Annotated in this window: 27 protein-coding genes and 1 pseudogene; 12 read left to right on the top strand and 16 right to left on the bottom strand. The window is 71.2% G+C overall.

Translation table 11 applies throughout. From position 1 onward, the window contains the following. Positions 1-139: 139 nt before the first annotated feature. On the bottom strand, positions 140-952 hold the full coding sequence (locus C1N74_RS03370) for an NADPH-dependent oxidoreductase (protein ID WP_219994758.1): 813 nt from the start codon (positions 950-952) through the stop codon (positions 140-142). Between the two features lie 85 nt (positions 953-1,037). Here C1N74_RS03370 and C1N74_RS03365 point away from each other — a divergent pair, with 85 nt between their 5' ends. Continuing rightward, positions 1,038-1,607: a flavin reductase family protein gene (locus C1N74_RS03365; RefSeq protein WP_036305111.1), complete on the top strand. Its 570-nt coding sequence runs from the start codon at positions 1,038-1,040 to the stop codon at positions 1,605-1,607. Positions 1,608-1,612: 5 nt separating this feature from the next. On the opposite strand, the gene C1N74_RS03360 is transcribed toward C1N74_RS03365, so the two are convergent. Next, positions 1,613-2,470: a sulfurtransferase gene (locus C1N74_RS03360; protein ID WP_064956147.1), complete on the bottom strand. Its 858-nt coding sequence runs from the start codon at positions 2,468-2,470 to the stop codon at positions 1,613-1,615. A gap of 161 nt (positions 2,471-2,631) precedes the next feature. Between C1N74_RS03360 and C1N74_RS03355 the strand changes: the two genes are divergently transcribed. Continuing rightward, the gene (locus C1N74_RS03355; RefSeq protein WP_083990608.1) at positions 2,632-3,993 is read left to right on the top strand and encodes an O-acetylhomoserine aminocarboxypropyltransferase/cysteine synthase family protein; all 1,362 of its coding nucleotides are present in this window, start codon (positions 2,632-2,634) and stop codon (positions 3,991-3,993) included. Next, entirely contained in the window at positions 3,990-5,315 is a 1,326-nt protein-coding gene (locus C1N74_RS03350; protein WP_137749970.1) for an NtaA/DmoA family FMN-dependent monooxygenase, read from the top strand. Before C1N74_RS03355 ends, C1N74_RS03350 begins: the two co-directional genes overlap by 4 nt. A gap of 15 nt (positions 5,316-5,330) precedes the next feature. Here C1N74_RS03350 and C1N74_RS03345 read toward each other — a convergent pair. Further along, positions 5,331-5,852, bottom strand: a pseudogene (locus C1N74_RS03345) (MMPL family transporter); the annotation flags it as partial. 7 nt (positions 5,853-5,859) lie between these two features. After that, a complete protein-coding gene (locus C1N74_RS03340) occupies positions 5,860-6,414 on the bottom strand; it encodes a TetR/AcrR family transcriptional regulator (protein WP_137749969.1) in 555 nt (184 codons plus the stop codon). A gap of 38 nt (positions 6,415-6,452) precedes the next feature. On the opposite strand from C1N74_RS03340, the gene C1N74_RS03335 reads away from it, so the two are divergent. Next, on the top strand, positions 6,453-7,058 hold the full coding sequence (locus C1N74_RS03335; protein WP_137749968.1) for a response regulator transcription factor: 606 nt from the start codon (positions 6,453-6,455) through the stop codon (positions 7,056-7,058). 52 nt (positions 7,059-7,110) lie between these two features. Here the strand turns inward: C1N74_RS03335 and C1N74_RS03330 are convergent, their stop codons facing one another. Beyond that, positions 7,111-7,701 (bottom strand): DoxX protein, encoded by a 591-nt coding sequence (locus C1N74_RS03330; protein WP_023952370.1) that lies wholly within the window; start codon positions 7,699-7,701, stop codon positions 7,111-7,113. A 181-nt stretch (positions 7,702-7,882) separates the two neighbouring features. Here C1N74_RS03330 and C1N74_RS03325 point away from each other — a divergent pair, with 181 nt between their 5' ends. Then, complete coding sequence (locus C1N74_RS03325) at positions 7,883-8,338, top strand: CinA family protein (protein ID WP_023952372.1); 456 nt, start codon at positions 7,883-7,885, stop codon at positions 8,336-8,338. Between the two features lie 13 nt (positions 8,339-8,351). On the opposite strand, the gene C1N74_RS03320 is transcribed toward C1N74_RS03325, so the two are convergent. The 3 genes from C1N74_RS03320 to C1N74_RS03310 form a co-directional block, all read right to left on the bottom strand. Then, on the bottom strand, positions 8,352-8,645 hold the full coding sequence (locus C1N74_RS03320) for a dienelactone hydrolase (RefSeq protein WP_023952374.1): 294 nt from the start codon (positions 8,643-8,645) through the stop codon (positions 8,352-8,354). A gap of 65 nt (positions 8,646-8,710) precedes the next feature. Continuing rightward, on the bottom strand, positions 8,711-9,670 hold the full coding sequence (locus tag C1N74_RS03315) for a Gfo/Idh/MocA family protein (RefSeq protein ID WP_114597998.1): 960 nt from the start codon (positions 9,668-9,670) through the stop codon (positions 8,711-8,713). 42 nt (positions 9,671-9,712) lie between these two features. Continuing rightward, positions 9,713-10,009: a hypothetical protein gene (locus tag C1N74_RS03310; RefSeq protein WP_137749967.1), complete on the bottom strand. Its 297-nt coding sequence runs from the start codon at positions 10,007-10,009 to the stop codon at positions 9,713-9,715. Between the two features lie 175 nt (positions 10,010-10,184). Here C1N74_RS03310 and C1N74_RS03305 point away from each other — a divergent pair, with 175 nt between their 5' ends. Then, positions 10,185-10,484 carry a hypothetical protein gene (locus C1N74_RS03305; protein ID WP_023952380.1) on the top strand — a complete coding sequence of 100 codons (300 nt, stop codon included), beginning with the start codon at positions 10,185-10,187 and terminating at the stop codon, positions 10,482-10,484. 14 nt (positions 10,485-10,498) lie between these two features. On the opposite strand, the gene C1N74_RS03300 is transcribed toward C1N74_RS03305, so the two are convergent. The 5 genes from C1N74_RS03300 to C1N74_RS03280 form a co-directional block, all read right to left on the bottom strand. Further along, positions 10,499-10,948, bottom strand: coding sequence for a MarR family winged helix-turn-helix transcriptional regulator (locus C1N74_RS03300; protein ID WP_023952381.1), 450 nt, complete (start codon positions 10,946-10,948; stop codon positions 10,499-10,501). A 98-nt stretch (positions 10,949-11,046) separates the two neighbouring features. Beyond that, positions 11,047-12,501 (bottom strand): NAD(P)/FAD-dependent oxidoreductase, encoded by a 1,455-nt coding sequence (locus C1N74_RS03295; RefSeq protein WP_137749966.1) that lies wholly within the window; start codon positions 12,499-12,501, stop codon positions 11,047-11,049. After that, on the bottom strand, positions 12,498-12,938 hold the full coding sequence (locus C1N74_RS03290; protein ID WP_064956152.1) for an SRPBCC family protein: 441 nt from the start codon (positions 12,936-12,938) through the stop codon (positions 12,498-12,500). Before C1N74_RS03290 ends, C1N74_RS03295 begins: the two co-directional genes overlap by 4 nt. Positions 12,939-12,962: 24 nt before the next feature. Continuing rightward, positions 12,963-14,138 (bottom strand): zinc-dependent alcohol dehydrogenase, encoded by a 1,176-nt coding sequence (locus C1N74_RS03285; RefSeq protein WP_103841222.1) that lies wholly within the window; start codon positions 14,136-14,138, stop codon positions 12,963-12,965. Next, positions 14,135-14,353: a multidrug transporter gene (locus C1N74_RS03280; protein WP_137749965.1), complete on the bottom strand. Its 219-nt coding sequence runs from the start codon at positions 14,351-14,353 to the stop codon at positions 14,135-14,137. Before C1N74_RS03280 ends, C1N74_RS03285 begins: the two co-directional genes overlap by 4 nt. 104 nt (positions 14,354-14,457) lie before the next feature. Here C1N74_RS03280 and C1N74_RS16585 point away from each other — a divergent pair, with 104 nt between their 5' ends. Next, positions 14,458-14,580 carry a hypothetical protein gene (locus C1N74_RS16585; RefSeq protein WP_023952386.1) on the top strand — a complete coding sequence of 41 codons (123 nt, stop codon included), beginning with the start codon at positions 14,458-14,460 and terminating at the stop codon, positions 14,578-14,580. A gap of 79 nt (positions 14,581-14,659) precedes the next feature. Here C1N74_RS16585 and C1N74_RS03275 read toward each other — a convergent pair whose 3' ends face one another. Next, entirely contained in the window at positions 14,660-15,169 is a 510-nt protein-coding gene (locus C1N74_RS03275; protein ID WP_023952387.1) for a MarR family winged helix-turn-helix transcriptional regulator, read from the bottom strand. 178 nt (positions 15,170-15,347) lie between these two features. Between C1N74_RS03275 and C1N74_RS03270 the strand changes: the two genes are divergently transcribed. Together C1N74_RS03270 and C1N74_RS03265 are read left to right on the top strand one after the other, a co-directional pair. Then, complete coding sequence (locus C1N74_RS03270) at positions 15,348-15,704, top strand: hypothetical protein (RefSeq protein ID WP_023952389.1); 357 nt, start codon at positions 15,348-15,350, stop codon at positions 15,702-15,704. A 156-nt stretch (positions 15,705-15,860) separates the two neighbouring features. Further along, a complete protein-coding gene (locus C1N74_RS03265; protein ID WP_064956154.1) occupies positions 15,861-17,513 on the top strand; it encodes a thiamine pyrophosphate-binding protein in 1,653 nt (550 codons plus the stop codon). Between the two features lie 9 nt (positions 17,514-17,522). Here C1N74_RS03265 and C1N74_RS03260 read toward each other — a convergent pair whose 3' ends face one another. Both C1N74_RS03260 and C1N74_RS03255 read right to left on the bottom strand, forming a co-directional pair. After that, positions 17,523-19,412: an FAD-dependent monooxygenase gene (locus C1N74_RS03260; protein ID WP_137749964.1), complete on the bottom strand. Its 1,890-nt coding sequence runs from the start codon at positions 19,410-19,412 to the stop codon at positions 17,523-17,525. A 22-nt stretch (positions 19,413-19,434) separates the two neighbouring features. After that, complete coding sequence (locus C1N74_RS03255; protein ID WP_023952395.1) at positions 19,435-20,835, bottom strand: MFS transporter; 1,401 nt, start codon at positions 20,833-20,835, stop codon at positions 19,435-19,437. A 76-nt stretch (positions 20,836-20,911) separates the two neighbouring features. Here C1N74_RS03255 and C1N74_RS03250 point away from each other — a divergent pair, with 76 nt between their 5' ends. From C1N74_RS03250 to hpaE, 3 genes are read left to right on the top strand one after another with little or no spacing between them, the layout of a single operon-like run. Next, the gene (locus C1N74_RS03250) at positions 20,912-22,372 is read left to right on the top strand and encodes a fumarylacetoacetate hydrolase family protein (protein ID WP_137749963.1); all 1,461 of its coding nucleotides are present in this window, start codon (positions 20,912-20,914) and stop codon (positions 22,370-22,372) included. After that, complete coding sequence (locus C1N74_RS03245; RefSeq protein ID WP_258317990.1) at positions 22,369-23,067, top strand: GntR family transcriptional regulator; 699 nt, start codon at positions 22,369-22,371, stop codon at positions 23,065-23,067. The genes C1N74_RS03250 and C1N74_RS03245 overlap by 4 nt, the downstream gene beginning before the upstream one ends. Positions 23,068-23,095: 28 nt before the next feature. Next, positions 23,096-24,607, top strand: a complete 1,512-nt coding sequence (gene hpaE / locus C1N74_RS03240; RefSeq protein ID WP_023952401.1) for a 5-carboxymethyl-2-hydroxymuconate semialdehyde dehydrogenase — start codon at positions 23,096-23,098, stop codon at positions 24,605-24,607. The last annotated feature ends 31 nt before the right edge of the window (positions 24,608-24,638 follow it).

The following is a 24,638-nucleotide window of genomic DNA, read 5'->3' as shown; positions in this document are numbered from 1 at the left end:
GTCCGCGCGCTCAGAGGCGCGGGTGCTGTCGGGGTCGTCTGAGGTGAGCGCGGCGGCGCTCAGCGACAACAACGACAGGTCTGCACGCGTCCACCCTAAGCCAGGGCCCGGCCGCTGTCGAGCGGATTCGCCCCCCGGGTCAGCGCGACGACAGACCGCGGCGTTCGAGGGAGCGACGCATCGTGTGGCGCCCGTGCAGGCTCGCGGCACCCCGCACCCGGGCGATCGCGGCGCGCAGCCAGCCCCGCGGCTCGCCCTGCGTGCGGTAGTACGCCGTGACCGCCTCCTCGTACGCGGCGATCTCGGCGTCGTCGGGCAGGCGATAGGTCTCGCGGTGGCGGACGACCCGCTGCGGCAGCCGTGGCTTCACCCCCGCCCGGTCGTGCGGGTCGGGGCGGCCGAGCACGACGCCGAACGCCGGAAAGGCTCCCGCGGGGAGTTCGAGCAGATCGGCGATCTGCTCGGGATGGTTCCGGACCGCCCCGACGTAGACCGCGCCCAGGCCCAGCGACTCGGCGGCGATCACGGCGTTCTGGGCGGCGAGCGCCGCATCGATGAAGCCGACGATCGTGCTCTCCATGTACTCGACGGCATCCGACGGCTCCCCCGCGCGATGCGCGAGCTCGCGCGCACGAGCCCAGTCGGCGACGAAGACGAGGAAGACGCCGCCCCGGCGGATGAAGTCCTGGTCGCCCGCGAGTCGGGCGAGCGCGTCGCGCCGGTCGGGGTCGCGCACCTCGATCACCGACCACGCCTGCAGGTTCGAGCTCGTCGAGGCCGACTGTGCAGCCGCGATGATCGCGGTCAGCGTCGCGTCGTCGATCTCGCCGGGTGCGAATCGCCGCACGGAGCGATGGCGGTAGAGGAGGTCCAGCACATCGTTGCGCGGGAGGCCCTCGGGCGCGGCAGAGCCGTACCGCCCAGACCAGCCGTCGCGTGATTCCGTCGTCACGCGGGGAACGTTACACGGCGTCATCGATCGTCTCCGACGTTCACGGAACATGTGATGGGTCGTCGTGGTTACTAACGTCGTGATCATGTCGCAGCCGAACATCGACCCGTCCGCGGAGCACCCCTCCCGTCATCTGGGCGGCTCGCTGTCCGCCGATGAGTTCAAGACGCTCTTCCGCGGGCACCCCGGCGGGGTCGCCGTCATCACCGCCGACGCGGGTGACGGCCCGGTCGCGCTCACGGCGACCTCCGTGTCGTCGGTGAGCGCCGACCCGCCGCTCCTGGTGTTCTCGGTGTCGGCTCAGTCGTCCGCGTCGGCCGTCCTGTCCACTGCCGAGACCGTCGTGGTGCACCTGCTCGACGCCGACGATCTGCCGCTGGCGAAGCTCGGCGCCACGAGCGGCATCGATCGCTTCGCCGACACCTCGGCCTGGTCGCGGCTGACGACGGGAGAACCCGTGTACCGCGGCGTGCGGGCGTGGGTCCGCTGCGCGGTCGTGTCGCGGATGGATGCCGGCGGCTCCATCGTCATCGCCGGCCACGCCCTCCAGTCGCACGTCGAGCGCGACGTCGAGCCCGGCGGTCACGGCGATGCGCTGGTCTACCACAACCGCACCTGGCACCGCCTCAGCGAAGATTCCGCCATCCGCGGCTGATCCCCTCAGACGACGCCGATCGCCGCCGCCGGGCTCGCCCCCGTCGCGACGGGCCGGCCGGGGTCACGAGACCACTGGCTCCACGACCCCGCGAACACGCGCGCCCGGCCGTATCCGGCCACCGCGAAGGCTAGGGCGGTGTGCGCCGAGGCGATACCCGAGCTGCAGGTGATGACGACATCCGTGTCGGCGCCGATCCCCACTGCCGCGAGCGACGTGCGGACCTCGTCCGGACCGCGCAGGAGACCGTCCGGCGCGATGTGGGCCACCGTCGGAAGATTCAGGGCCCCGGGGATGTGGCCGCTGACGGGGTCGGCCCCCGCCACCTGACCCCGGTAGTGCTGGGGCGCGCGCACGTCGAGCAGCACTCCGCGCGCGGGAGCGACGGCCGCCTCGTCGATGGTGGCGAGACCGCCGCTGCCCTCGGGGAGCGACACATCGCCCGCCGCGGCGGCCCGGTCGCTGTGCTCCAGGCGACGCCCCGACGCGACCCAGGCGCGGAAGCCGCCGTCGAGCACCCGGACGTCGAGGCCGTGACGGCGCAGCAGCCACCACGCACGCGCGGCGGCGACACCGTCGTTGTCGTCGTAAGCGACGAGCCGGTCTCCGGCCCTCACACCCCAGCGACGGGCCGCGGCCTCGAGGTCGGCGCGGTCGGGCAGCGGATGCCGTCCCTGCTCCGGAACCCCGGGGCGCGCGAGCTCACGTTCCAGATCGACGTAGACGGCGCCGGGCAGATGACCCAGCAGATAGTCGGGGCGTCCTTCGGCCCGGTCCAGGCGCCACCGGACATCCAGCAGACGCACGGGAGCGTCCGCAGCGAGTTCGGCGGCGAGGTCGTCGACGCTCACCAGGGGGGACATGCCCCCATGCTCCCCAGCCCGCGTTCCCCGTGCGCTCGCGATCGAAACAGTCGGAAACGGGAGAACACAGAGCGACACACGCCGACCCACGGGCGCCTCCGCGTGACCTCGCATGACGGCGGGGAAGCGCCGCCGCGTCCGCCGCCCGTACTCTTCCCCCCATGCCCGGTCTCGAGAACCACCCCGAATCCCTCGCCTTCGCGACGCGTCAGCTGCACGCGGGCGCCCGCGGCTTCGACGCATACGGCTCGCGCGCGACCCCGATCTACCTGACCGCCGGCTTCGAGTTCGACGACATCGCCGACGGCGAGGGCCGCTTCGCCGACCCCACGACGGGTTTCAGCTACACGCGCGTCGGCAATCCGACCGCCGCGGCAGCTGAGCGTCGCATCGCCGACCTCGAGGGCGGCGTCGGCGCCCTGCTCGTCGGCAGCGGCCAGGCCGCGACGACGACGGCGCTGCTGACGATCCTCGAGTCCGGAGACCACATCGTCGCGGCCTCCGCGATCTACGAGGGCACGCGCGAACTGCTGCGCTCCGAATTCGGCCGCCTCGGCATCACGACCGACTTCGTCGACGATCCGCGCGACCCCGCCGCCTGGGAGGCGGCGATCGGCCCGCGCACGCGCGCGCTCGTCGCCGAGACCATCGCGAATCCGCGCGGCGGCGTGCTCGACATCCCCACCGTCGCCGAGGTCGCACACCGGCACGGCATCCCGCTCGTCGTCGACTCGACCCTCGCGACCCCGTACCTGCTGCGCCCGCTCGAACTCGGCGCCGACATCGTCATCCACTCCGCGTCGAAGTTCCTGTCGGGCCACGGAACGGGCCTGGGCGGCGTCATCATCGACGGCGGACGCTTCGCCTGGGACGCCGTCCCGGGCCGGTTCCGCCAGATCGCGGCCGAGACCGGGCCCGACGGGCGCACGTTCGTCGAACGCTCCGGCGAGCGCGCCTTCCTCGACACCGCACGCCGCGTCGCGATGCGCTTCGGCCCCTCCCCCTCACCTCTGAACGCCTTCCTGCTGCTGCAGGGCATCGAGACCCTGTCGCTGCGGGTCGAGCGCCAGTCGCAGACCGCGGCGACTCTCGCGGCCTGGCTCGAGACGCGTCCCGAGGTCGCCGGCGTCGACTACAGCGGACTCCCCTCGCATCCCGACCATGATCTCGCCGTGCGCCTCCTTCCGGCGGGACAGGGCGCGCTGTTCTCCTTCACCCTCGCGGGCGGGCGGCCGGCTGCAGAGGCGTTCACGCGCAGCGTGCGGCTGTTCACCCCGATGACCCACCTCGGCGATGTGCGCTCGCTCGTGCTGCATCCGGCGACCACCACCCACGCGAGTCGCGACGATGCCGACCTCGAGCGCATCGGCGTCGGTCCGGGGCTGCTGCGCATCTCGGTCGGGCTGGAGGATGCCGGCGACCTCATCGCCGACCTCGCGCGCGGACTCGACGCCGCCCGCGCGGCGACCGGCGTCGTGCCGGAAGACCTGCCGGAAGACCTGCCGGAAACGGTGTCGGCATGACGCGCGCACAGCACTTCGGCTGGTTCCTCTCGCGCGGGTTCGGGCCCCACGGCTGGGCGCGGCCGTACCAGCGGTGGAACTGGCCGTGGCAGAAGCCCGACCTCTACCAGCACTCGGCCCGCGAGCTCGAGCAGGCGGGCTTCGACTTCGTCCTCATCGAAGACGCGCTCTCGGTCGGCATCACGCCCGAGACGCTGAACCTGCGGGTGCGCAAGGCGTACGGCGGTCCCAAGCACGACCCGTGGACGCTCGCGCCGTACCTGTTCGCCGCGACGCAGCACCTCGGCGTGATCCCCACGGTCAACCCCGCCGCGTGGCCGCCGTACCTCGCCGCCCGTCAGTTCGCGTCGCTGCAGCACCTGAGCGGCAGCCGGCTGGGGCTGAACGTCGTCACCGACGTCGGATCGGCGCATCATTTCGGCGCCGAGCGCCTCGGGCACGACGCCGCATACGACCGCGCCCAGGAGTGGCTCGATGCGCTGCGCCTGCTGTGGCACAGCTGGGACGACGACGCGCTGATCGCCGACCCCGACACGCAGATCTACGCCGACGGCTCGAAGATCCGCGCCGTCCAGCACCGCGGCGAGTACTTCTCATTCGACGGTCCCCTCAACGCCGAGCCCCTGCCCGCGGGCGACCCGATCGTCGCCTCCCCCGGCGGCTCGCCGCGCGGCATCGGCTTCGCCGGCACGAACTCCGAGATCCAGCTCGCCCTGTCGAACCTCGATCCCGCGAGCATCCGGGCCTACCGCGCCCGGGTGCGCGAGGCGGCGATCGCCGCCGGGCGCGATGCCGACGCGATCAAGACTCTCTTCGTCGTCAAGCCCATCGTCGCGAGCTCGGTCGACGAGGCAGACCGCATCGTCGAGGCGTCGCGTCATCCCGACGAGGCGGCCCTCCGCGAGGTCGCAGAAGCGTGGTCGAGCGACCTCGAGACCGACCTGACGTCGCTCGACCTCGACCGCCCGCTCGATCCTGCGATCTTCGGCGATCACGTCTCGAAGGGCACCATCCGGGGCCTGCTCGGGCGCTACTCCGACTTCTCGGAAGCATCGCTTCGCGACATCCTCACCGGCAAGGCGCGGCTCGGACGCGTGACCGACGGTGCGGGAGGGACGGTGGGAACCGCGGAGGAGATCGCCGACGTCATCCAGGCGCTGGGCGACGATGCCGACAACGACGGCCTGATCTTCTCGGGCGACTTCCACCCCGTGACCCTCCACCGCGCACTCGACGAGCTCGTGCCGGTGCTGCGGCGCCGCGGCATCCTGCGCACCGAGCACACCGGTCGGGGCCTGCGCGCCGACCTCGACGCGTTCTGACCCCGACCGGCGCGCTCAGACGTGCGGGTGGGTGCGTTCGAGCTTGGCGCCCTCGACGTCGACATCCGGCAGGATGCGGTCGAGCCACCGGGGCAGCCACCACGCGCCGCGCCCGATGAGGTGCATGAGTGCCGGCATGAGCAGCATCCGCACCACGAGCGCGTCGACGAGGATGCCGAAGGCGAGGCCGAAGCCCATCGAGCGGATGATCGTCGCCTCGGCGAAGATGAAGCCGCCGAACACCGACACCATGATGAGCGCAGCCGCGATGACGACCGACCGCCCGGCACGGAAGCCCTGCATGACCGCGAGGCGCGCCTCGGAGCCGTGCACGAAGGCTTCGCGCATCCCCGACGCGAGGAACAGCTGGTAGTCCATCGCGAGTCCGAAGAGGATGCCCACGAGGATCACCGGTAGGAAGTTCAGGATCGGGCCGGTGGTGTGCAGGCCGATGAACTCGGCGCCCCACCCCCATTGGAAGACCGCGACGACGGCGCCGTAGGTGGCGAACAGCGACAGGATGAATCCTCCCGTCGCGTCAACCCTAACCCGGGACCAGGACGTGCACGATCGCCCGGATGCTGTCGGGCGTCGGGGCGGCGCCCAGGAGCGCCTGCATCATCATCCAGCCCGCGACCGCATCGCCGATCTCGACCGCTGCGAGAGCAGGATCGCCGTGTGCGACCACGCGCGCCCGGATGCCGCCGTCGGCGCTCAGCCGGTCGCGCATGAGCTCACCGATCGCGGCATGCTCGGTCGCGGCGGCGACGAGCGACCGCAGCAGCAGACGTCCCTGCGGAGCGTCGAGGACGGTCCACACCCGCGACATCCACTCGGTCAGGTCGCGGCGGAGGTCCCCCGTGTCTCGCACTGCGAGCTGATGCCGGAAGACCATCCCCTCGAGCAGCGCTTCGGTGAGGATCGCGGCGCGAGAGGGCCACCACCGATAGATCGTCTGCTTGCCGACGGCGGCGTGCCGGGCGATCGCCTCGATCGTGAGGTTCTCGTAGCCGCTCTGCGCGATCAGCTCGGCCGCGGCCGTCAGTACCGCCAGCCGAGCCTGTTCGCTGCGCCGCGGACCGGCCCGGTGCTCGTCCATCCCTCCACCGTAACGAGCCGGACGCTACGGTGGAGCCCATGCTCGCCGTGCTCGTCCTGGCCGACCACGACCTGGTCCGCCGCGGCGTCGCCGACCTGATCGACGCGGCGACGGGACTGCAGGTCGTCGCCGAGGCGGCCACCGCCCGTCAGGCGGCGGCGCGCGCAGAGGTGACACGGCCGGACGTCGCGATCATCGGATACCGGCTCGCCGACGGCGACGGCCCACAAGTGTGCCGCGCCCTGCGCGCGCTGGACCCTCACCTGCAGTGCATCGTCCTCAGCGCCGCGGACGACGACACGGCCCGCGCCGCGAGCGCCGCCGCGGGCGCCGCGGCCTTCCTTCTCGAAGACGTCGCGGCGGGCGAGCTCGTCGAGGCCGTGCGCCGGGTCGGGTCGGGGCACCCGCTGAGCGCGACCCTGCGACCCGCCTCACCCCCGACGTCGCCGCCGGAGGCCCTCCCCCGCCGGCAGCGGGAGGTGCTCGCCCTGGTCGCGCGGGGGCTGTCGAACCGCGCCATCGCGACCGAGCTCGGTGTCGCCGAGAAGACGGTGAAGAACCACCTGACGGGGATCATGCGCACGCTCGGCGTCACGAGCCGTACGCAGGCCGCGCTGCGCGCGGCGCAACCCGAGCACGAATGAGCGAAGGCGCGGACCCCGGTGGGATCCGCGCCTTCGGCGGGGCGACTCGGTGTCAGACGAGCCACCGGAAGCGCTGCACGAGAGGCAGCTTCTTCCACATGGCGCCGAGGCCCCACGTGTCGCCGGCGTGGAGCACGGCGATCACGATCAGCGCGAGCGCGTAGACGATGTGGTAGTCGACGAGGGGGTTGGTGGATGCCGCGCCCCAGGCGAACGGCCACTCGGCCAGGTACATCAGCAGCATGACGAGGCTCCCGGCGACCGCGGCGACGCGGAGACCGATGCCCGACATGACGGCGACTCCGATGGCCAGCATGCCCGCCATGAACAGGACGTCGGCGAGCGGGCTCGCCATGCTCTGGAACCAGGGCTGGAGCGGTCCGGTCACGGCGGGGCTGTTGAGGAAGCCCTGCGCCGGGGTGCCGCCGTTGATCCACGCCCGCTCGAACGGCGTCGAGAAACCGAGGCCGAGCAGCTTGTCGAGGAACGCCCAGAGGAAGATGAAGCCGGTCGCATAGCGCAGTGCAGCGAGGGTGCGGCGTCCGGTGAGCGAGGTCACGATCTCGTCCTGGCGGGCGATCGCCTGAGTGCGGGTCCGAGCCTCCGTGCGCGGGATGGCTGCGTGGACCGCGTGCGTGGTCATTTCTGTCTCCTTCGTCGTATGTGGTCTGACCACATAACTATCTCGCGTTCCCGGCGTCATGAATAGGGACCAAAGTCCCGATCCGCCTGCAGGGTCGCCCGCGCGTATCACCGCGTCGGACCGGGGACAATCCCCGCGCCCGGAGCGCACGCCGCTGCTTAGGGTCGCGCCAGGAGGAGATATGAGCGACATCGAGGAACTCGCACGACGCGCACAGGAGACGGGCACCGTGATCGCCGTCGCGGAATCACTCACCTCGGGCAACCTCGCCGCGACGATCGGCGCCGCGGAGGGCGCGGGCGACTGGTTCGCCGGCGGGGTCGTGGCTTACCGGCTCGAGACGAAGCACCGGGTCCTGGACCTGGCCGAGGGCATCGATCCCTGCTCGCCGGAGTGCGCCGAGCAGCTGGCCCGGGCGGTGCGCGACCTCACGGGAGCCGACCTCGCGGTATCGGCGACCGGCGTCGGGGGCCCCGAGCCCCACGACGGGCACGAGCCGGGCACCGTCTACCTCGGGTGGAGCGACGGCGACGACACCGGGCACGTGCTGCTCGAACTCGACGGCGAGCCCGAGCAGGTCATCGACGGCAGCGTCAACGCGGCCCTCGGACTGCTCATCGATCGGATGCGACGCTGAGCGCGCTCGCCGATCAGGCCGTCGACAGCGGCGGCCGGTGCGCGATGGGGATCGGCTTGGTCGCAAGCGGCGACCCGGTGCGGCGCGACGCCGCGTGCCGCTCGGAGATGGCGAACGCCGCCTCGCCGATCGCGGCGAACGTCTCGGTTCCCGCGGTGCCGCACAGCCACACCACCTCGTACACGCCGTCGCGGCGTCGCTCGACGTAGGCGACGACGGCGGCGGCATCGGAGGACGGGCGAGCGGGATCGCATACCCGCCAGGCATCCTCAGCGATCTCGTCCCAGCGCAGTCCCGTGTGTTGCATGATCCGAGCCTGCGTCACGGCCCCGGCGGAACCCCAGGGCCTTGACAGCGCGATCCGCGGATGCGTCAGCCGGCCGCGGCGCGACGGATCCGTTCGAGCGTGCGCAGCGTCGCCGACGTGCGGGCCTGATCCTCGTCGGGTGCCGCCGCATCGCCGACGAGCTCCACGAAGCGCGCGACCTCCCCGTCGAGGGTGTCGACCGCGGCGTCCGAGGTCCATTCCGACGACGCACCGGACGCGTCGATGCGCGTGATCCGACGCGGGCTGGCCAGATGATCGATCAAGAGCGTCGCGCTCTCGCCCTGGATCTCGCTCGGCCTGGCCGCCGTCGTGATCTTCGAGTAGCCGACATCGACGATCAGCCCGGGGTACTCCAGCACCGCGAGGCCCGCCCCGTCGGCACCGGTGGCGATGGTCACCGCCGACGCGGACACCCTCACGGGCTCGCCGAACAGGAGGACGGCGGCGTGCACACCGTAGACGCCGAGGTCTGCGAGCGCGCCGCCGCCCATCGCGGGATCGAAGATGTTGGGGGTCTCACCGGCGAGCACGGCGTCGTAACGCGAGGAGCGCTTGGCGTAGTGGAACGAGGCTCGGCGGAGGCTGCCGAGCGACGGGACGCGGTCGCGGACGGCGACGATGCCCGGGTCGTAGGCCGTGCGCATCGCCTCGATCAGCACCACCCCCGCCCGCCGGGAGCGGCCGACGAGATCGTCCCATTCGGCGGCGGAGCCGACCGCCGGCTTCTCGACGAGTACGTGCTTGCCCGCCGCGATCGCCGCCGCGACCTGTGGGCCGTGCGCGGAGTTCGGCGAGCCGATGTAGACCGCATCGACGCCGGGATCGGCGAGAGCGGCCTCGACGCTGCCGAACGCTCCCTCGACGCCGAGACGATCGGCATACGCGCGCGCCCTCGCGCCATCGCGCGATGACACAGCCACCACCTCGATACCGGGCGTGCGGGATGCCGCACCGATGAAGGCGTCGGTGATGACGCTCGTGCCGACGGTCGCGATCCGGATCATGCCCTCCAGCCTAGGAGGAGGTGACCGGGGCCTCGGGCTGCGTCAGTGGCGCCGGGTCGAGCGCAGCGTCTGCACCGCCTCGTCGAATCGCAGCGTCTGACGGAGTTCGACGGCGGCGGAGTACCAGGGGCCGCTGAGCGCCACGAACACGGCGCCCACGACGTCGATGTACCCGAGGATGACCTCGCCCTCGCGCACCTCGTAGCGATCGACGTCGACGAGCTCCCACCGCACGTCCGCCTCGGCGCTGGGGGCCTCGGGCCGCCGGGTGGGCAACTGACGCAGAGCGCCCGACGTGGCCAGCCTCACCGCGCTGGGCTTGCGGGCGATCGGTGACATATCCAAGACCATGACCACTCCCGTCGCTCTGCATCGAGTGTCCCGCCCCGGACCCGCTGCACCTACCGGCTTGACAGAAGTTCACACGGGGTTTACACGGCGTCAACACGACCTACCTAGTTCGCCTAACTAACCGGAATTAGTTAGGCCGAACCGCGCCACTACCCTCGCGTCCGTGGGAACACTCGTTTACGGAAGCCAGGGGCGGACGTTCGACGTCGAGGACCGTCTGCTCGCTCACCTGCGGGTGGTCTTCATGAACAAGCTGCGTCGCAACGAGCCGTTCATGTTCCACCGCTCGACCGACAGCGGGCTGTTCAGCGTCTGGGTGCACCCGGCCGTTCCGATGGTGTTCCTCTTCAGCGGCAGCCGGCCGCCGACGATCAATCGGCACTGGGTCGAGGCCCTCATGCTCGAGGCCGGCGGAACGAACGGCCTGCGGGTGATCCCGGAGCCGGCGACCGCCGACGCCTGACGACGTCGCCTGCCTCAGCGGCACTCCTCATCGACCGCGTCCGCGATCGCGTCGAGAAGCGTCGCCAGCTTCGCCGCGGTGTCCTCGTCGAGCCCGCGCGCGATGTCGCGGACGCGGAGCGTGAGCGGGTCGACGCCTTCGACATCGGCGTTGCGGTCCGTCGGAACGACGTACTTGCTCCGGCCGTCGTCGGGATTGCGCTGGAAGGCGACCAGTCCCCCGTCGTGCAGGCGCTTGAGCATCGTGGTGGCCGTCGGCGTCGAGATGCCGAGCGTCGCGGCGATGTCGGTCGGTGTGACGCGCTTGCCTGCATCCGCGCTGTCGTACACGACGCGCATCGCCGCACGCGCGGTCTCGCTCGGACCGCAGTCGCTCTGGCGTCGCCGCGCCAGGCTGGCCTCGGCCAGTCGCAGCCGTTCGACCGCGCGTGCGACGGATTCGGGCTCGGACGCACCGGACACCATGGAACCTCCCGCAGACGTCGATGATGCCTCCACTGTAGAAGCGCCGAGAATCGGCGATCTGCGGCTTGACTCCGCCGCCCGGGGCCCGTAATGCCCCCTCAGAGACGCGGCGAGAGGTCGGGACGCGTCCGCACCCCGAACTCGTGCCGCAACGCGCTCAGGGCCGCCCACCAGCCGCCCAGCCCGTGAACGCCCGGTCCGGGGCTGGTCGACGAGGAGCACAGGTAGACGCCGTCCATAGGGGTTCGCCACGGGTCTCGCGCGAGCACGGGACGCGCGATCAGCTGATCGAGCGAGGGCACCCCGGCGGAGATGTCGCCGTCGGGATAGTTCAGATTGCGAGCGGCGACCTGCCGCGCCGTCTCGGAGTGAGTGGCGAGGATCGTCTCCCGGAAGCCCGGCGCGAAGCGCTCGATCTGCCGGACGATCGCCTCGGTGCGGTCGACCTCGCTGCCGGCGGGGACATGCGTGTACGCCCACAGCGTGTGGTGTCCCGCCGGGGCACGGGTCTCGTCGAACAGCGACGGCTGGGCGACCAGGACGTAGGGCGCGTCGGGCAGACGCCCCTCCCGAACCGCGTTCTCGGACGCGGCGATCTCCGCCCGCGTGCCGCCGATGTGCACGGTGCCGCTGCGCGCGATCGCCGGATCGCGCCAGGGCACGGGCGCCGACAGAGCGAAGTCGACCTTCGCGACGGCGTCGCCGTAGCGGAAGCGCTCGAGTCGGCGGCGGTACCGGGCCGGCATCCGCTCCCCCGCCATCCCGATGAGGGCACGCGGAGTGACGTCGAGCAGGACGGCGCGGGCGGTGGGGAGCTCGTCGAGGGAGCGGATGCGGCGCCCCGCGAACAGCTCGCCCCCGTGGGCGCGGATGTCTTCGACCATCGCCTGGACGATGGCGCCGCTGCCGCCGATGGGGATCGGCCACCCGCGCGCATGACCGTAGGTGGCGAGGGTCAGCCCGCCACCGGCGGCTGCGAGACTCGGAAGGCCCAGGATGGTGTGAGCCGCGACACCGGACACCAGAGCCGGGGCGGCCTGCTCGCGGAACCGCAGGTTCCACGCGGCGCTCCCCTGCTCGAGTGTGCGCAGTCCGAACCAGGCCGCGGCGATCGGATCGCCGGGGACGCGCAGCAGCGAGCCACCGGTGAGGTCCGCGATGCCGCGCACGCGCTCGACGAGCGGCGCCATCAGCCGGGTGTACGCGCGGCCGTCGGCTCCGAGCCCCTCGGCCGTGCGATCGAGATCGCGGTAAGCCAGCGCTGCGCCACCGTCGAGAGGGTGCGCATACGACACCTCGGGCACGACGAACTCGACGCGGCGGCGCAGTCCGAACTCGCGGAAGAAGGCGGATTCGAAAGCGAGCGGGTGCACCGCCGAGCAGAGGTCGTGCCGGTAGCCCGGAAGCGTGATCTCGCCCGTCGCCGCCCCACCGCCGAAGTGGTCCTCCGCTTCGAACACCGCGACCGAGAGCCCGGAGCGCGCCAGGGTGACGGCCGCCGCCAGCCCGTTCGGCCCGGAGCCGACGACGACGGCGTCGTACTCCGCCGTCACCGTCCCGCGCCGCCCTCCGCGAGGTGCGCGAGCCTCCGCAGGGTCTCGGCGTTGCGGACGTGCAGCGGCAGGTCGAGCAGTGGTTGCGGGATGAATGATCCCGGCCCCTCCGCGGCCACCTCCTGAATGCGCACGACGCAATCGTCGCCGCGGGGCTTGACGTCGATGGTGATGTGGGCCTCGCCGATCGGCCAGCCGCGCGCTTGCATCACCATGCGGTGCGGCGGATCGAATTCGAGCACCGATGTGCTGTCGTCGATGACGAAGGGCCAGACCCCGAACGAATGGTGCAGGCGCGACCCCGTCTGAGGCCAAGCCGGACTGACGTCGCGCATGCGCGAAGCACCGACGACCCAGGCCGGGAAGAGCCAGCCGTCGTTCAGGACCGCGAAGACGTCCTCGGGGGCGCAGTGCATGAGCCGGACGTTACGCGACATGGCCGTCTCCTCTCCGGGGCGGAGTCACGGCTGCAGCACCACCTTGATGCAGCCGTCCTCCTTCTTCTGAAAAGTCTCGTAGAGGCCCGGCGCGTCGGTCAGCGGCGCGCGGTGGGTGGTCAGATCCATGACGCCGAGCGGGTCGGCGGGGTCTTCGACGAGAGGCAGCAGATCATCGATCCACCGCTTGACGTTGCATTGCCCCATCCGCAGGCTCAGCTGCTTGTCGAACATCGTCTTCATCGGCATCATGTCGGCCTCGCCGGCGTACACGCCGCTGATCGACACGGTGCCGCCGCGGCGGACGACGTCGATCGACGAGTGCAGTGCGGCCAGCCGGTCGAGCCCGCCGGTCTCCATGACCTTCTGGGCCAGGGCGTCGGGCAGCAGTCCCACCGCCTTGTGCACCGTCGAGACGGCGGGGTTGCCGTGGGCCTCCATGCCGACGGCATCCACGACCGCATCCACGCCGCGCCCGTCGGTGAGGTCGCGGAGCTCCTCGGCGACCGAATCGGTGAGGTCGAAGACGTCGGCACCGTGCCGCTCGGCCATCGCTCGGCGCTCGGCGACCGGATCGACCGCGAGCACGCGATAGCCGCGATGCACGCCGACGCGCGCGACGAACTGCCCGACGGGGCCGAGGCCCATGACCGCGAGAGTGCCGCCCTCGGGAACGTCGGCGTACGCCACGCCCTGCCACGCCGTCGGCAGGATGTCGCTGAGGAAGAGGTAGCGGTCGTCGGGAAGGTCGGAGCCGACGCGGATGTGGTTGTAGTCCGCGAGCGGAACCCGCAGGTACTCGGCCTGCCCTCCCGGGACCTGTCCGTACAGCTTCGTGTAGCCGAACAGCGAGGCGCCGCTGCCGTATTCGGTGACCTGCGTCGTCTCGCACTGCGACTGGAGGCCACGACGGCACATGAAGCAGTGCCCGCACGAGATGTTGAACGGCACGACGATGCGGTCGCCGACGGCGAGGTTCGTGACGGCAGACCCGACCTCGACGACGACACCCATCGGTTCGTGGCCGAGTACGTCACCGCTGTCGATGAACGGCCCGAAGATCTCGTAGAGGTGCAGGTCGGACCCGCAGATGGCCGTCGAGGTGATCCGCACGATCGCGTCGGTCGGCTCGAGGATCTCGGGGTCGGGCACGGTCTCGACGGAGACCTTCCGGCGTCCCTGCCAGGTGAGAGCCTTCATCGTGTCTCCTCCGGGTCGTCGCCGTCGGCTTCGGGCGTGCCGGGGCCGGGCCCGGGCCGCACGGCGGCGGTGTCGGCGATGTCGATGCGCGTGACGCCGTCGTGCTCGCTCGTCTCGATCCGCGGCGCGGCGTCGGCCTCGGTCGATCCGCCGGCTCGCAGCAGTTCCGCGCGGCGGGCGTCTTCGTCGGTCAGGGATTCGGATGCGTCGGACATGGGGCGACCGTAAGCACGTCCGCCCGGCCGGAGCGAGGGGATGGCGAGGGCCGGACAAGCGTGGTAGCCAGAGACGACAAGCCCATCCCGGAAGGAGACCGCCGATGTCACGAGACGACGCGAAGCCCAGTCAGGCCGAAGGTGCCGACCCCGAACACCCCGACACGGGCGAAGCCCCGGAAGAGGCGACGGGACACCCCTCGCAGGCCGAGGGCGAAGACAGCTGACACCACGACGGAGGGGCCGGCGTCGCACCTGATGCGAGCCGGCCCCTCCGTCGTCGTGCGCCCGGAGCGTCGTTCGAGATCAGGCGCTGCGTTCCGCGACATCGTCGAGAGCGGACGCGAGGAGGTCCACGACCTCGGCCGCGATGGCGGCACGCTCCGCGTCGAGCTCGTCGATGACGGTCACGATCGCCTGGTGATGGGCGGCGAAGGCGGCATCCACTCGCTCGACCGCCTCCGGGGTCGGAACGAGGTAGTGCGCGCGCCGGTCGGTGGGGTGCTGAACGCGCTCGACCAGCCCCTTCGAGGCCAGACGCTCGACGACGTTGGTCACGGTGGCGCTCGAGGTGGCGAGCATGACGATGAGGTCCTTCGGGCCCAGATCGCGGCCGTCGCGGTGGCCCTGGACGAGGTATCGCAAGGCGGTCAGGTCGATCGCCGACAGCTCGGATGCTCGGACGGCGAGCCCGGCCTGCACCTGCTCGGCGCGTCGCAGGCGCAGCACGGCGTCGCTCAGGCGACGGCCGACCTCTTCGCGAGGTTGGTCCGCGTAGAGATGGAGTCCTTCGTGCAGGACGACGTTTCGAGGCATCGGGTTGCCACCTCCTCCGACAGCATCCTAGAACACTAGCCCGGCTTGACAGATTCTGTCTTTCACAGATGGTGAGATACATAGGATCTAAGAATTGACAGGAAGTGTCTTGTCTGGCTAGATACTTAATGAGGGAACCAACACTTCCCTCGCTCATCGACGATCTCAGGAGGACAGCATGGGACAGCTCCACTACGGAAACTCCGACACCCGAATCGAGATCCCGGACCGCCTGCTCGCGCACCTGAAGGTCGTCATCGCGACGAAGCTCCGGCGCAACGAGAGCTTCATGATGTCGTGGACGTCCGACGAGGGCCGTTCATCGATCTGGCTGCAGCCGTCCATCCCCCTGCGCTTCGTCTTCGAGAGCGCGGACATGGAGATCCTGAACCCCGCTGCCGTCCGCGACCTCGCCAATGCCGCGACCTCGTCGGCCGGCCTGATGGTCGCCCTCGACCAGGAGATCCCCGAGGCCCCGCAGCGCGAGCTGCGCCCGGTCACCGCCGGGGTGCCGCGACTGAAGGTCCCGGCGTAACCCGGACCGAACACTTCACGCCGTCGTCGGTCGTTCCTATAATCGGAACGTCCGGCGGCGGCGTTGCCGTCGGTGCTCGAAAAATGGGCACGAAGCGGCATCCGCGCGTGAGACACATACGGCCTCGATCACCGTTCCGTCTCGAAAGGCATCGCCATGCCCTCCGTCTCCGCGCACGTCTCCGCTGCCCTCTCCCGACACGTCTCGCACGTCTTCGGGGTGATGGGCAACGGCAACGCCCACCTGCTCGACGCACTGGAGCGCTCACCCGGGGTCGCCTTCACCGCCCTCCGGCATGAGGCGGGCGGCGTGGTCGCCGCCGACGCCCACTACCGCGCCGGCGGAGGTCTCGCGGCCGCCACCGCGACGTACGGCGCGGGGTTCACGAACACGCTGACACCACTGGCCGAAGCGGCCCAGGCCCGCACCCCGCTGGTCCTGGTCGTCGGCGATGCGCCCACGTCGGGACCGCGCCCGTGGGACGTCGACCAGATCGCCCTCGCGTCGGCCGTCGGAGTCCGCACCTACACGGTGGGACGGACGGATGCCGCCGCCACCACCGTCATCGCGATCGAGCACGCCCTGGCCTACTCCTCCCCCGTCGTTCTCGCGATCCCCTACGACGTCGCGAAGGCCGACGCCGGCCCCCTCACCGAGACGCCCGAGCCGCGACGCGCCCCCGAGCTCGCTCCCGCCACGCCGTTCGCGACCGGAACCGTCAGTCAGATCGCGCGCGCGCTCGCCAGCGCGCAGCGCCCCCTCCTCCTCGCCGGCCGAGGCGCCTGGCTCGCCGGAGCGGGGCCCGCGCTCGGCGCTCTCGCCGACGCCACCTCAGCGGTGACCGCGACCACCGCGCTCGGGCGCGGGCTCTTCCCGCGGGAGGAGTTCGACCTCGGGGTCACCGGCGGTTTCGGCGCCGAGAATGCGATGTCGCTCATCCGCGAAGCGGATGTCGTGGTCGTCGTCGGCGCGTCGCTGAACCAGTTCACGATGCGATTCGGAGCCCTGTTCGCCCCCGGGACGACGGTCGCGCAGATCGACACGGCCCCCACGGCGACGCATCCGCACGTCGGGCTCTATCTGCGCGCCGACGCGGCGCTCGCCACCCGGGCGATCGCCGACGAGCTCACCGCGATCGGTGCTGCGGCCAGCGGATGGCGCGAGTCGGTCGACATCGTCGCCCTGCGCGACCACCACCCCGGCGATGCACTCGCCCCCGACGGGCGCCTCGATCCGCGATCGGCCGCGCGGCGGATCGGGGAGCTGCTGCCCGCGGACCGCGTCGTCGTATCGGACGGCGGCCACTTCATCGGCTGGGCCAACATGTACTGGCCCGTGTCGTCGCCCGACCGGATGATGATGGTCGGCACCGCTTACCAGTCGATCGGTCTCGGCTTCCCCTCCGTGCCCGGTGCGGCACGCGCCCGCCCCGACGCGACGATCGTGCTGACGACGGGCGACGGCGGCGGCCTCATGGCCGTCAGCGACCTGGAGTCCGCCGTGCGGGTGGCGGGAGGCCACGGCCTCGCGGTCGTCTGGAACGATCGCGCGTACGGCGCCGAGGTCCACCTCTACGGCGCACAGGGCCTCGCGCCCGCACCCATGCTCATTCCCGAGGTCGACTTCGCCGCGCTGTGCCGCGCTGTGGGCGGCGAGGGCGTCGTCGTGCGAACACTCGACGACCTCGAGGCCCTCGCCCGGTGGCGCGACCGACCCGCAGATGAGCGTCCGTTCCTCCTGCTCGACCTGCGGGTGTCGGCGCAGATCCGCGCCCCGTACCAGGAGGAGATCCTGCGTGTGAACTCCTAGCGCGGCCTCCTAGCGCGGCAGGAGGGCTCCCGCGAAGAAGGCCGCGAGCTCGTCCGTCGCCGTCAGGGGCAGCACGGCAGCGACGTACTGATCGGGGCGGACGACCACGACGACGCCGTCGCGGGAGAGTCCCCGCTCCTCGAAGATGTCGGAATCATGCCACGCGCTCGGTGCCGCGGCGTACACCTTCTCCCAGTCCGTCAGACCGAGCGGACCGGTACGGGGGCGGAAGATGTCAGGCACGAGCGGCAGCTCGATGTCGTCGTACCGCTGCTGGTACACGACCTTGACGTCGAACACCGCGTCCACGTCCGCGCCCGCCGGGGTGTGCACGGACACCGGCGACGCGGACGACGCGAGCCACCGCGCGAAGTCGCCGAGGGCGGACGGGGCGCCCGGCAGCGGGGCATCGGCGAACGCGTAGACACGCCACCGCCCGTCCGCCCGGGCATGGTGACCGAGGTGCACGGCGTTGCCGTCGGCGACGCGAGCGACTTCGACGGACGCGAATCGCATGCCGATCGGAAAGCCGGAAGCGAGGTCCTGGTGCGTGGCGTCGGCGACGATCGCCGACGGGGCGTACCGGGTGCGGAAGCCGGAGGGGAACTCCGCCGTCGCCAGGTAATGGGTCGCGAGATCCTGCGGATCGGTGATCTCCTCGGGCTTGCGCGCCATGAGGGCCGACCACTCCCGGTCGAAGTCGATCAGCTGCTGCGCGACGGGCCGGCGCTCGGCTCCGTAGGTCGACAGCAGCGAGGGCGCCGCCAGACCCGTCAGGACGTGACCGAGCTTCCACCCGAGATTGAACCCGTCCTGCATCGAGACGTTCATCCCCTGCCCGGCTTTCGCGCTGTGGGTATGGCAGGCGTCGCCGGTGAGGAACACGCGCGGCGCACGCGGGGCGCCCGCCGGGACATCGTCGAAGCCGTCGGTGACGCGGTGCCCGACCTCGTAGACGCTGTGCCAGGCGACTTCCTTCACATCGATCGAGTAGGGATGCAGGATCGCGTTGGCACGCCGGATGATCTCGTCGATCGGCGTCTGCCGCACGCGGTGATCGTCGTCGGGGGCGACCTCGCCGAGATCGATGTACATGCGGCTGAGGTAGCCGCCCTCACGCGGGATGTGCAGGATGTTGCCCGCCGCCGAGTTGATCGCGCACTTGATGCGCCAGTCGGGGAAGTCGGTGTTGACCAGCACGTCCATGACACCCCAGGCGTGCGCCGAGGCCGCCCCGACGTGGACCCGGCCGATCGCGTCGCGCACGCGGCTGCGCGCGCCGTCGCACCCCGCGACGTACTTGGCGCGAATCGTGCGCTCCTCCCCCGCCCGAGCGCCCGCGATGTGACGCACGCGCACCTCGACGGGGAAGTCCCCCTCGTCACCGACGGTCAGCCCGAGGAACTCGATGCCGTAGTCGGGGACGACGCGCCCCGGCCCGTGCGCCGCGGCCTCGGCGAAGTAGTCGAGCACGCGCGCCTGGTTGACGATCAGGTGCGGGAACTCGCTCATCCGCAGCGCGTAGTCCTCCGTGCGCATGGTGCGCACGATGCGCGCCGGATCGTCGGGGTCGGGCGCCCAGAAGTTCATCCAGCCGATGTTGTAGGCCTCGGCGATGATCCGCTCGGCGAACCCGAACGCCTGGAAGGTCTCGACGCTGCGCGGCTGGATGCCGTCGGCCTGACCCAGTTCGAGTCGCCCCTCGCGGCGTTCGATCAGCCGCACGTCGACATCGGGGAACTGCGACAGCTGCGCGGCCAGCAGCATCCCCGCAGGCCCTGAGCCGACGATGAGGACGTCGGTCTGGTCGGGCAGCTCGGCGGGGCGATGCAGCCCGCGACCGGCCGCGGGCTGCACACGCGGATCTCCCGAGACGTAGCCGTGATGATGGAACTGCATCGTGTCCTCCTGGCCGCCGCGTTCAGCGCCGGCCGGTGCCGACGATCGGGCTCACCGACTGCTCGGCCTCGTGGTCGGGATCGAGGGGGATTCCGCTGCGGTCGCGCAGCAGCAGCGTCGCGACGAGCCCGAGCACCGTCATCCCGGCCAGGTACCAGGTCACCGACATGGTCGATCCCGTCGCCTGAACGAGCGCGGTGGCGATCGTCGGAGCGAACGCCCCGCCGAGGATGGCGCCGATGGCGTACGAGATCGAGACGCCCGAGAACCGGATGGATGCGGGGAAGAGCTCGGCGTACAGGGCGGCCTGCGGGCCGTAAGTGAGGCCCAGGCCGATCGTCAGGATCGCCAGCCCGGCGAAGAGGAGGCCGATGCTTCCGGTGTTCACGAGAGGGAAGAGGGCGAACACGCCCGCGAGCTGGAGGATCCAGCCGGCGATGTAGGTCGTGCGACGCCCGATGCGGTCGGAGAGGAATCCGGCGATGAGCGTGGTAACGAGCCAGGTGACGGCCGAGCCGGCGACGGCCCACAGGACCGGTTCGCGGTCGAAGCCGAGCGGCCCATCGGGGTTGGTGGCGTAGTTCTGGATGTAGCCGCCCGTGGTCATGTAGCCCACGGCGTTGTTCCCCGCGAAGACGAAGGCGGCGATGATGACCAGGGCGGCGTGCTTGCGGAAGAGCTGCACGATCGGCATGTGCGCCTTCTCGCGCCGCTCGGCGAGCTCGGTGAACACGGGGCTCTCCTCGACGCGGCGACGCACGTACCAGCCGACGAGGATGAGCACGACGCTCAGGAGGAACGGGACTCGCCAACCCCAGGCCAGGAACGCCTCGCCGGGGGCGATCATCGCCATGAGCGCCATGACGCCCGACGCGAGGAGAAGCCCGAGCGGCACGCCGATCTGCGGCGATGCGCCGAACGCGCCACGGCGCGTCTTTGGCGCGTGCTCGACGGCCATGAGCACGGCGCCACCCCATTCGCCGCCGGCCGAGATGCCCTGGACGATGCGCAGCAGCACGAGGATGACCGGCGCCGCGAGACCGATGGTCTCGTAGGTCGGCAGGAGGCCGATCAGTGCCGTCGCGACGCCCATGAGGATGAGCGTCCACATCAGCACGAGCTTGCGTCCCAGCCGGTCGCCGAGGTGGCCGGCGAGGAAGGCGCCGAGCGGCCGGAAGAGGAAGCTCACCCCGACGGTGGCGAAACCGATCAACGCGCTGTTGGCACCCAGCGGAGCGAAGAAGAGCTGACCGAAGACCAGCCCGACCGCCGTGGCGTAGATGAAGAAGTCGTACCACTCCACCGTCGTCCCGACGACGGTGGCGAAGACCACGCGGCGGCGGTCGGCGGCGGTGGCGATGGTCCCGGTCGGGGTGAAGCCGCTGCGAGCGGCCGGACCGGGGGTAGATGTGGGGGTGCTCATCTTCGTGCTCCCGAGGTGTCGACGACGTTGTCTGCAGACGTTGTTCTGCTGGCGATGATCATATACGATTTCGAATATGAGACAAGAGCGAGGAAGCTCCGGTCGACCGGGCAAGATCATCGCGGTCCACCTGAGCTATGCATCCCGGGCGGCCCAGCGCGGGCGCACGCCCGCCGCCCCCTCGTACTTCCTGAAGGCGTCGAGCTCGATCGCCGGGACCGGCGGCACGGTCGAACGCCCGCCGGGCACCGAGCTGCTTGCGTTCGAGGGCGAGATCGCGCTCGTCATCGGACGAGAAGCGCGCCATGTCACCCTCGCCGAGGCCTGGGACCACGTCGCCGCCGTCACCGCGGCCAACGACCTCGGCGTCTACGACCTGCGCTCCGCCGACAAGGGGTCGAACCTGCGCTCGAAGAGCCGCGACGGCTTCACTCCCCTCGGCCCCGACCTCATCGACGCCCGCACCGTCGACCCCCACCGGCTCCGCGTGCGCACCTGGGTCAACGGCGACCTCGTCCAGGACGACACGACCGCCGGCCTGCTGTTCCCCCTGGCGCAGATCGTCGCCGACCTCTCGCAGCACGTGACCCTCGAGACCGGCGACGTCATCCTGACCGGCACGCCGGCCGGATCGTCGGTCATCGTTCCGGGAGACGTCGTCGAGGTCGAGGTCGACGCGCTCGACACCGGCGCCACGTCCGGACGTCTCGTGACGACGGTCGGCGCCGACACGAGCCCTGCCCTCGACCCCGCGCTCGGCTCCCTTCCCTCGATCGACGACGTCCAGCGCGAGGAGGCATGGGGATCCGCCGCCGCGGCCGGGCTGCCGGACGAGCCGGCATCCGGCCTCACCGCCGACCTCCGCGTCAAGCTCGAGCGCGTGCCCGTCGCGGCGCTGTCGCAGCAGCTGCGCAAGCGCGGGCTCGACGACGTGACGATCGACGGCGTGCGGCCGATGCACCCCGGCAGCAAGCTCGTCGGAACCGCCGCCACGCTGCGGTTCGTGCCGTTCCGCCCCGACCTCTTCGCTCAGCACGGCGGCGGGTTCAACGCGCAGAAGCAGGCGTTCGACGCGGTCTCGCCCGGCGAGGTCATCGTCATCGAAGCGCGCGGCGAGACCGGATCGGGCACCCTCGGCGACATCCTGGCCCTCCGCGCCCGGACCCGGGGAGCGGCCGGCGTCGTGACCGACGGCGGCGTGCGCGACTACGCCGCCGTCGCCGAGATCGGGCTCCCCGTCTACACCGCAGGCGCCCATCCGGCCGTCCTCGGACGCAAGCACGTCCCGTGGGAGGCGGGCGGGACCATCGCCTGCGGCGGCGCTACCGTCCAGCCCGGAGACATCATCGTCGGCGACGCCGACGGCGTCATCGTCATCCCGCCGGCACTCGTGGCGGAGGTCGTCGATGCGGCCCTCGCGCAGGAGGACGAGGACGCCTGGATCGCCGCGCGCGTCGCGGAGGGCGCTTCGGTCGACGGCCTGTTCCCGATGAACGCGGCCTGGCGCGCCCGGTACGACGGCGAGCGCGGCGCATGATGTCGCCGACGCCTCCCCTGCCCGAGACGCAGAGCAAGTCGCAGCGCGCGTATCACTGGATCCGCGAGCGCATCGCCGAGCAGGAGTTCACCCCCGGATACCGGCTCGTGCTCGGGACGATCGCCGGCGAGCTCGACATGAGCGTCGTGCCGGTGCGCGAGGCGATCCGCCAGCTCGAGGCCGAGGGCCTCGTGACCTTCGAGCGCAACATCGGCGCCCGCGTGGCGATGGTCGACGACTCGCAGTACCGCTTCAGCATGCAGGCGCTGTCGATCCTCGAGGGCGCCGCGACCGCGCTCGCCGCGCGTGCGCTGAGCGTCGACGACATCCGACGCGCGCGCGAGATCAACGCGCTGATGACCGAGTCGCTCGATCACTTCGACCCCCGCTCGTTCACCAGGTTGAACCAGGAGTTCCACGCGACGCTGTTCGAGCAGTGCGCGAACCCGCGGATGCTCGAGCTCGTGCAGGCCGAATGGGCGCGACTCGGCCACCTGCGCGACTCGACCTTCAGCTTCGTCCCGGGCCGCGCCCAGGAGTCGGTGCGGGAGCACGAGCACATCCTCGCGCTGATCGAGCGAGGGGCGCCCCTCACCGAGATCGAGCACGCCGCGCGGCGCCACCGCTCGACCACGCTCGACGCCTACATGACGCACGAGCACCCCGACCAGGCGCTCGGCCTGCCCAACTTCTGACCGCCCCCCTGTTGCAAGGACGCACGAGATGACCGACACGACGCTCACCGCCCCTCACACGCCCGCGGACCTCCCCGGCGCCATCCGGCACTACATCGACGGGTCGCTCGTCGACTCGCTCGACGGCGCGACGTTCGACGTGCTCGACCCCGTCACCGGACGCGTGTATCTGCAGGCCGCGGCCGGCAAGAAGGCCGACGTCGACGCGGCCGTCGCCGCTGCCCGCCGAGCCTTCGCCGACGGGCCGTGGCCGCGGATGCTGCCGCGCGAGCGCTCACGCGTGCTTCACCGCATCGCCGACCTCGTCGAGTCGCGCGACGCCCGCCTCGCCGAGCTCGAGTCGTTCGACTCCGGTCTCCCCATCACCCAGGCGCTCGGGCAGGCCCGGCGCGCGGCGGAGAACTTCCGGTTCTTCGCCGACCTGATCGTCGCGCAGGCCGACGACACGTACAAAGTGCCCGGCCGTCAGATCAACTACGTCAACCGCAAGCCCATCGGAGTCGCGGGGCTCATCACGCCGTGGAACACCCCGTTCATGCTCGAGTCGTGGAAGCTCGCCCCGGCACTCGCCACCGGCAACACCGTCGTGCTGAAGCCCGCCGAGTTCACTCCCCTGTCCGCGTCGCTGTGGGCGGGCATCTTCGAAGAGGCGGGACTGCCGCCGGGGGTGTTCAACCTCGTCAACGGCCTCGGCGAGGACGCGGGCGACGCGCTCGTGAAGCACCCCGACGTGCCCCTCATCTCGTTCACGGGTGAGAGCTCGACGGGGCAGCTGATCTTCGCCAACGCCGCACCGCACCTCAAGGGGCTCTCGATGGAGCTGGGCGGCAAGAGCCCGGCGATCGTCTTCGCCGACGCCGACCTCGACGCCGCGATCGACGCCACGATCTTCGGGGTGTTCTCGCTCAACGGCGAGCGCTGCACGGCAGGCAGCCGCATCCTGGTCGAGCGCTCGGTGTACGACGAGTTCGTCGAGCGATACGCCGCGCAGGCCGAGCGGGTGCGCGTCGGCTACCCCCACGACCCGGCCACCGAGGTCGGCGCGCTCGTGCACCCCGAGCACTTCGAGAAGGTCATGTCGTACGTCGAGCTCGGTAAGAGCGAGGGCCGGCTCGTCGCCGGCGGCGGTCGCCCCGAGGGGTTCGAGACCGGCACCTTCGTCGCCCCGACCGTCTTCGCCGACGTCCCCCCGACCGCGCGGATCTTCCAGGAGGAGATCTTCGGCCCGGTCGTCGCGATCACCCCCTTCGACACGGATGCCGAGGCCCTGGACCTCGCCAACGACACGAAGTACGGGCTCGCCGCCTACGTCTGGACCAACGACCTGAAGCGGGCGCACAACTTCTCGCAGGCCGTGGAGGCGGGAATGGTGTGGCTCAACTCCAACAACGTGCGCGACCTCCGCACCCCGTTCGGCGGTGTCAAGGCGTCCGGCCTCGGCCACGAGGGCGGCTACCGGTCGATCGACTTCTACACGCACCAGCAGGCGGTGCACATCACCCTCGGCGCGGTCCACAACCCGACCTTCGGCAAGAGCTGAATCGCCGCCCGGCACCCCGACTGCACCCCGA

The sequence above is a fragment of the Microbacterium sp. SGAir0570 genome, from assembly GCF_005491085.2.
Classification (GTDB): domain Bacteria; phylum Actinomycetota; class Actinomycetes; order Actinomycetales; family Microbacteriaceae; genus Microbacterium; species Microbacterium arborescens.
The sequence above is the reverse complement of the archived record's forward strand: the minus strand, read 5'-3'. Positions and strand labels throughout refer to the sequence as shown.

Coding starts and splice junctions, on each gene's coding strand:
- C1N74_RS03365 (WP_036305111.1), top strand. CDS start 1,038: ATGTCGCAGCCGAACATCGACCCGTCCGCGGAGCACCCCTCCCGTCAT.
- C1N74_RS03360 (WP_064956147.1), bottom strand. CDS start 2,470: ATGTCCCCCCTGGTGAGCGTCGACGACCTCGCCGCCGAACTCGCTGCG.
- C1N74_RS03355 (WP_083990608.1), top strand. CDS start 2,632: ATGCCCGGTCTCGAGAACCACCCCGAATCCCTCGCCTTCGCGACGCGT.
- C1N74_RS03350 (WP_137749970.1), top strand. CDS start 3,990: ATGACGCGCGCACAGCACTTCGGCTGGTTCCTCTCGCGCGGGTTCGGG.
- C1N74_RS03340 (WP_137749969.1), bottom strand. CDS start 6,414: ATGGACGAGCACCGGGCCGGTCCGCGGCGCAGCGAACAGGCTCGGCTG.
- C1N74_RS03335 (WP_137749968.1), top strand. CDS start 6,453: ATGCTCGCCGTGCTCGTCCTGGCCGACCACGACCTGGTCCGCCGCGGC.
- C1N74_RS03330 (WP_023952370.1), bottom strand. CDS start 7,701: ATGACCACGCACGCGGTCCACGCAGCCATCCCGCGCACGGAGGCTCGG.
- C1N74_RS03325 (WP_023952372.1), top strand. CDS start 7,883: ATGAGCGACATCGAGGAACTCGCACGACGCGCACAGGAGACGGGCACC.
- C1N74_RS03320 (WP_023952374.1), bottom strand. CDS start 8,645: ATGCAACACACGGGACTGCGCTGGGACGAGATCGCTGAGGATGCCTGG.
- C1N74_RS03315 (WP_114597998.1), bottom strand. CDS start 9,670: ATGATCCGGATCGCGACCGTCGGCACGAGCGTCATCACCGACGCCTTC.
- C1N74_RS03310 (WP_137749967.1), bottom strand. CDS start 10,009: ATGTCACCGATCGCCCGCAAGCCCAGCGCGGTGAGGCTGGCCACGTCG.
- C1N74_RS03300 (WP_023952381.1), bottom strand. CDS start 10,948: ATGGTGTCCGGTGCGTCCGAGCCCGAATCCGTCGCACGCGCGGTCGAA.
- C1N74_RS03290 (WP_064956152.1), bottom strand. CDS start 12,938: ATGTCGCGTAACGTCCGGCTCATGCACTGCGCCCCCGAGGACGTCTTC.
- C1N74_RS03285 (WP_103841222.1), bottom strand. CDS start 14,138: ATGAAGGCTCTCACCTGGCAGGGACGCCGGAAGGTCTCCGTCGAGACC.
- C1N74_RS03280 (WP_137749965.1), bottom strand. CDS start 14,353: ATGTCCGACGCATCCGAATCCCTGACCGACGAAGACGCCCGCCGCGCG.
- C1N74_RS16585 (WP_023952386.1), top strand. CDS start 14,458: ATGTCACGAGACGACGCGAAGCCCAGTCAGGCCGAAGGTGCCGACCCC.
- C1N74_RS03275 (WP_023952387.1), bottom strand. CDS start 15,169: ATGCCTCGAAACGTCGTCCTGCACGAAGGACTCCATCTCTACGCGGAC.
- C1N74_RS03270 (WP_023952389.1), top strand. CDS start 15,348: ATGGGACAGCTCCACTACGGAAACTCCGACACCCGAATCGAGATCCCG.
- C1N74_RS03265 (WP_064956154.1), top strand. CDS start 15,861: ATGCCCTCCGTCTCCGCGCACGTCTCCGCTGCCCTCTCCCGACACGTC.
- C1N74_RS03260 (WP_137749964.1), bottom strand. CDS start 19,412: ATGCAGTTCCATCATCACGGCTACGTCTCGGGAGATCCGCGTGTGCAG.
- C1N74_RS03255 (WP_023952395.1), bottom strand. CDS start 20,835: ATGAGCACCCCCACATCTACCCCCGGTCCGGCCGCTCGCAGCGGCTTC.
- C1N74_RS03250 (WP_137749963.1), top strand. CDS start 20,912: ATGAGACAAGAGCGAGGAAGCTCCGGTCGACCGGGCAAGATCATCGCG.
- C1N74_RS03245 (WP_258317990.1), top strand. CDS start 22,369: ATGATGTCGCCGACGCCTCCCCTGCCCGAGACGCAGAGCAAGTCGCAG.
- hpaE (WP_023952401.1), top strand. CDS start 23,096: ATGACCGACACGACGCTCACCGCCCCTCACACGCCCGCGGACCTCCCC.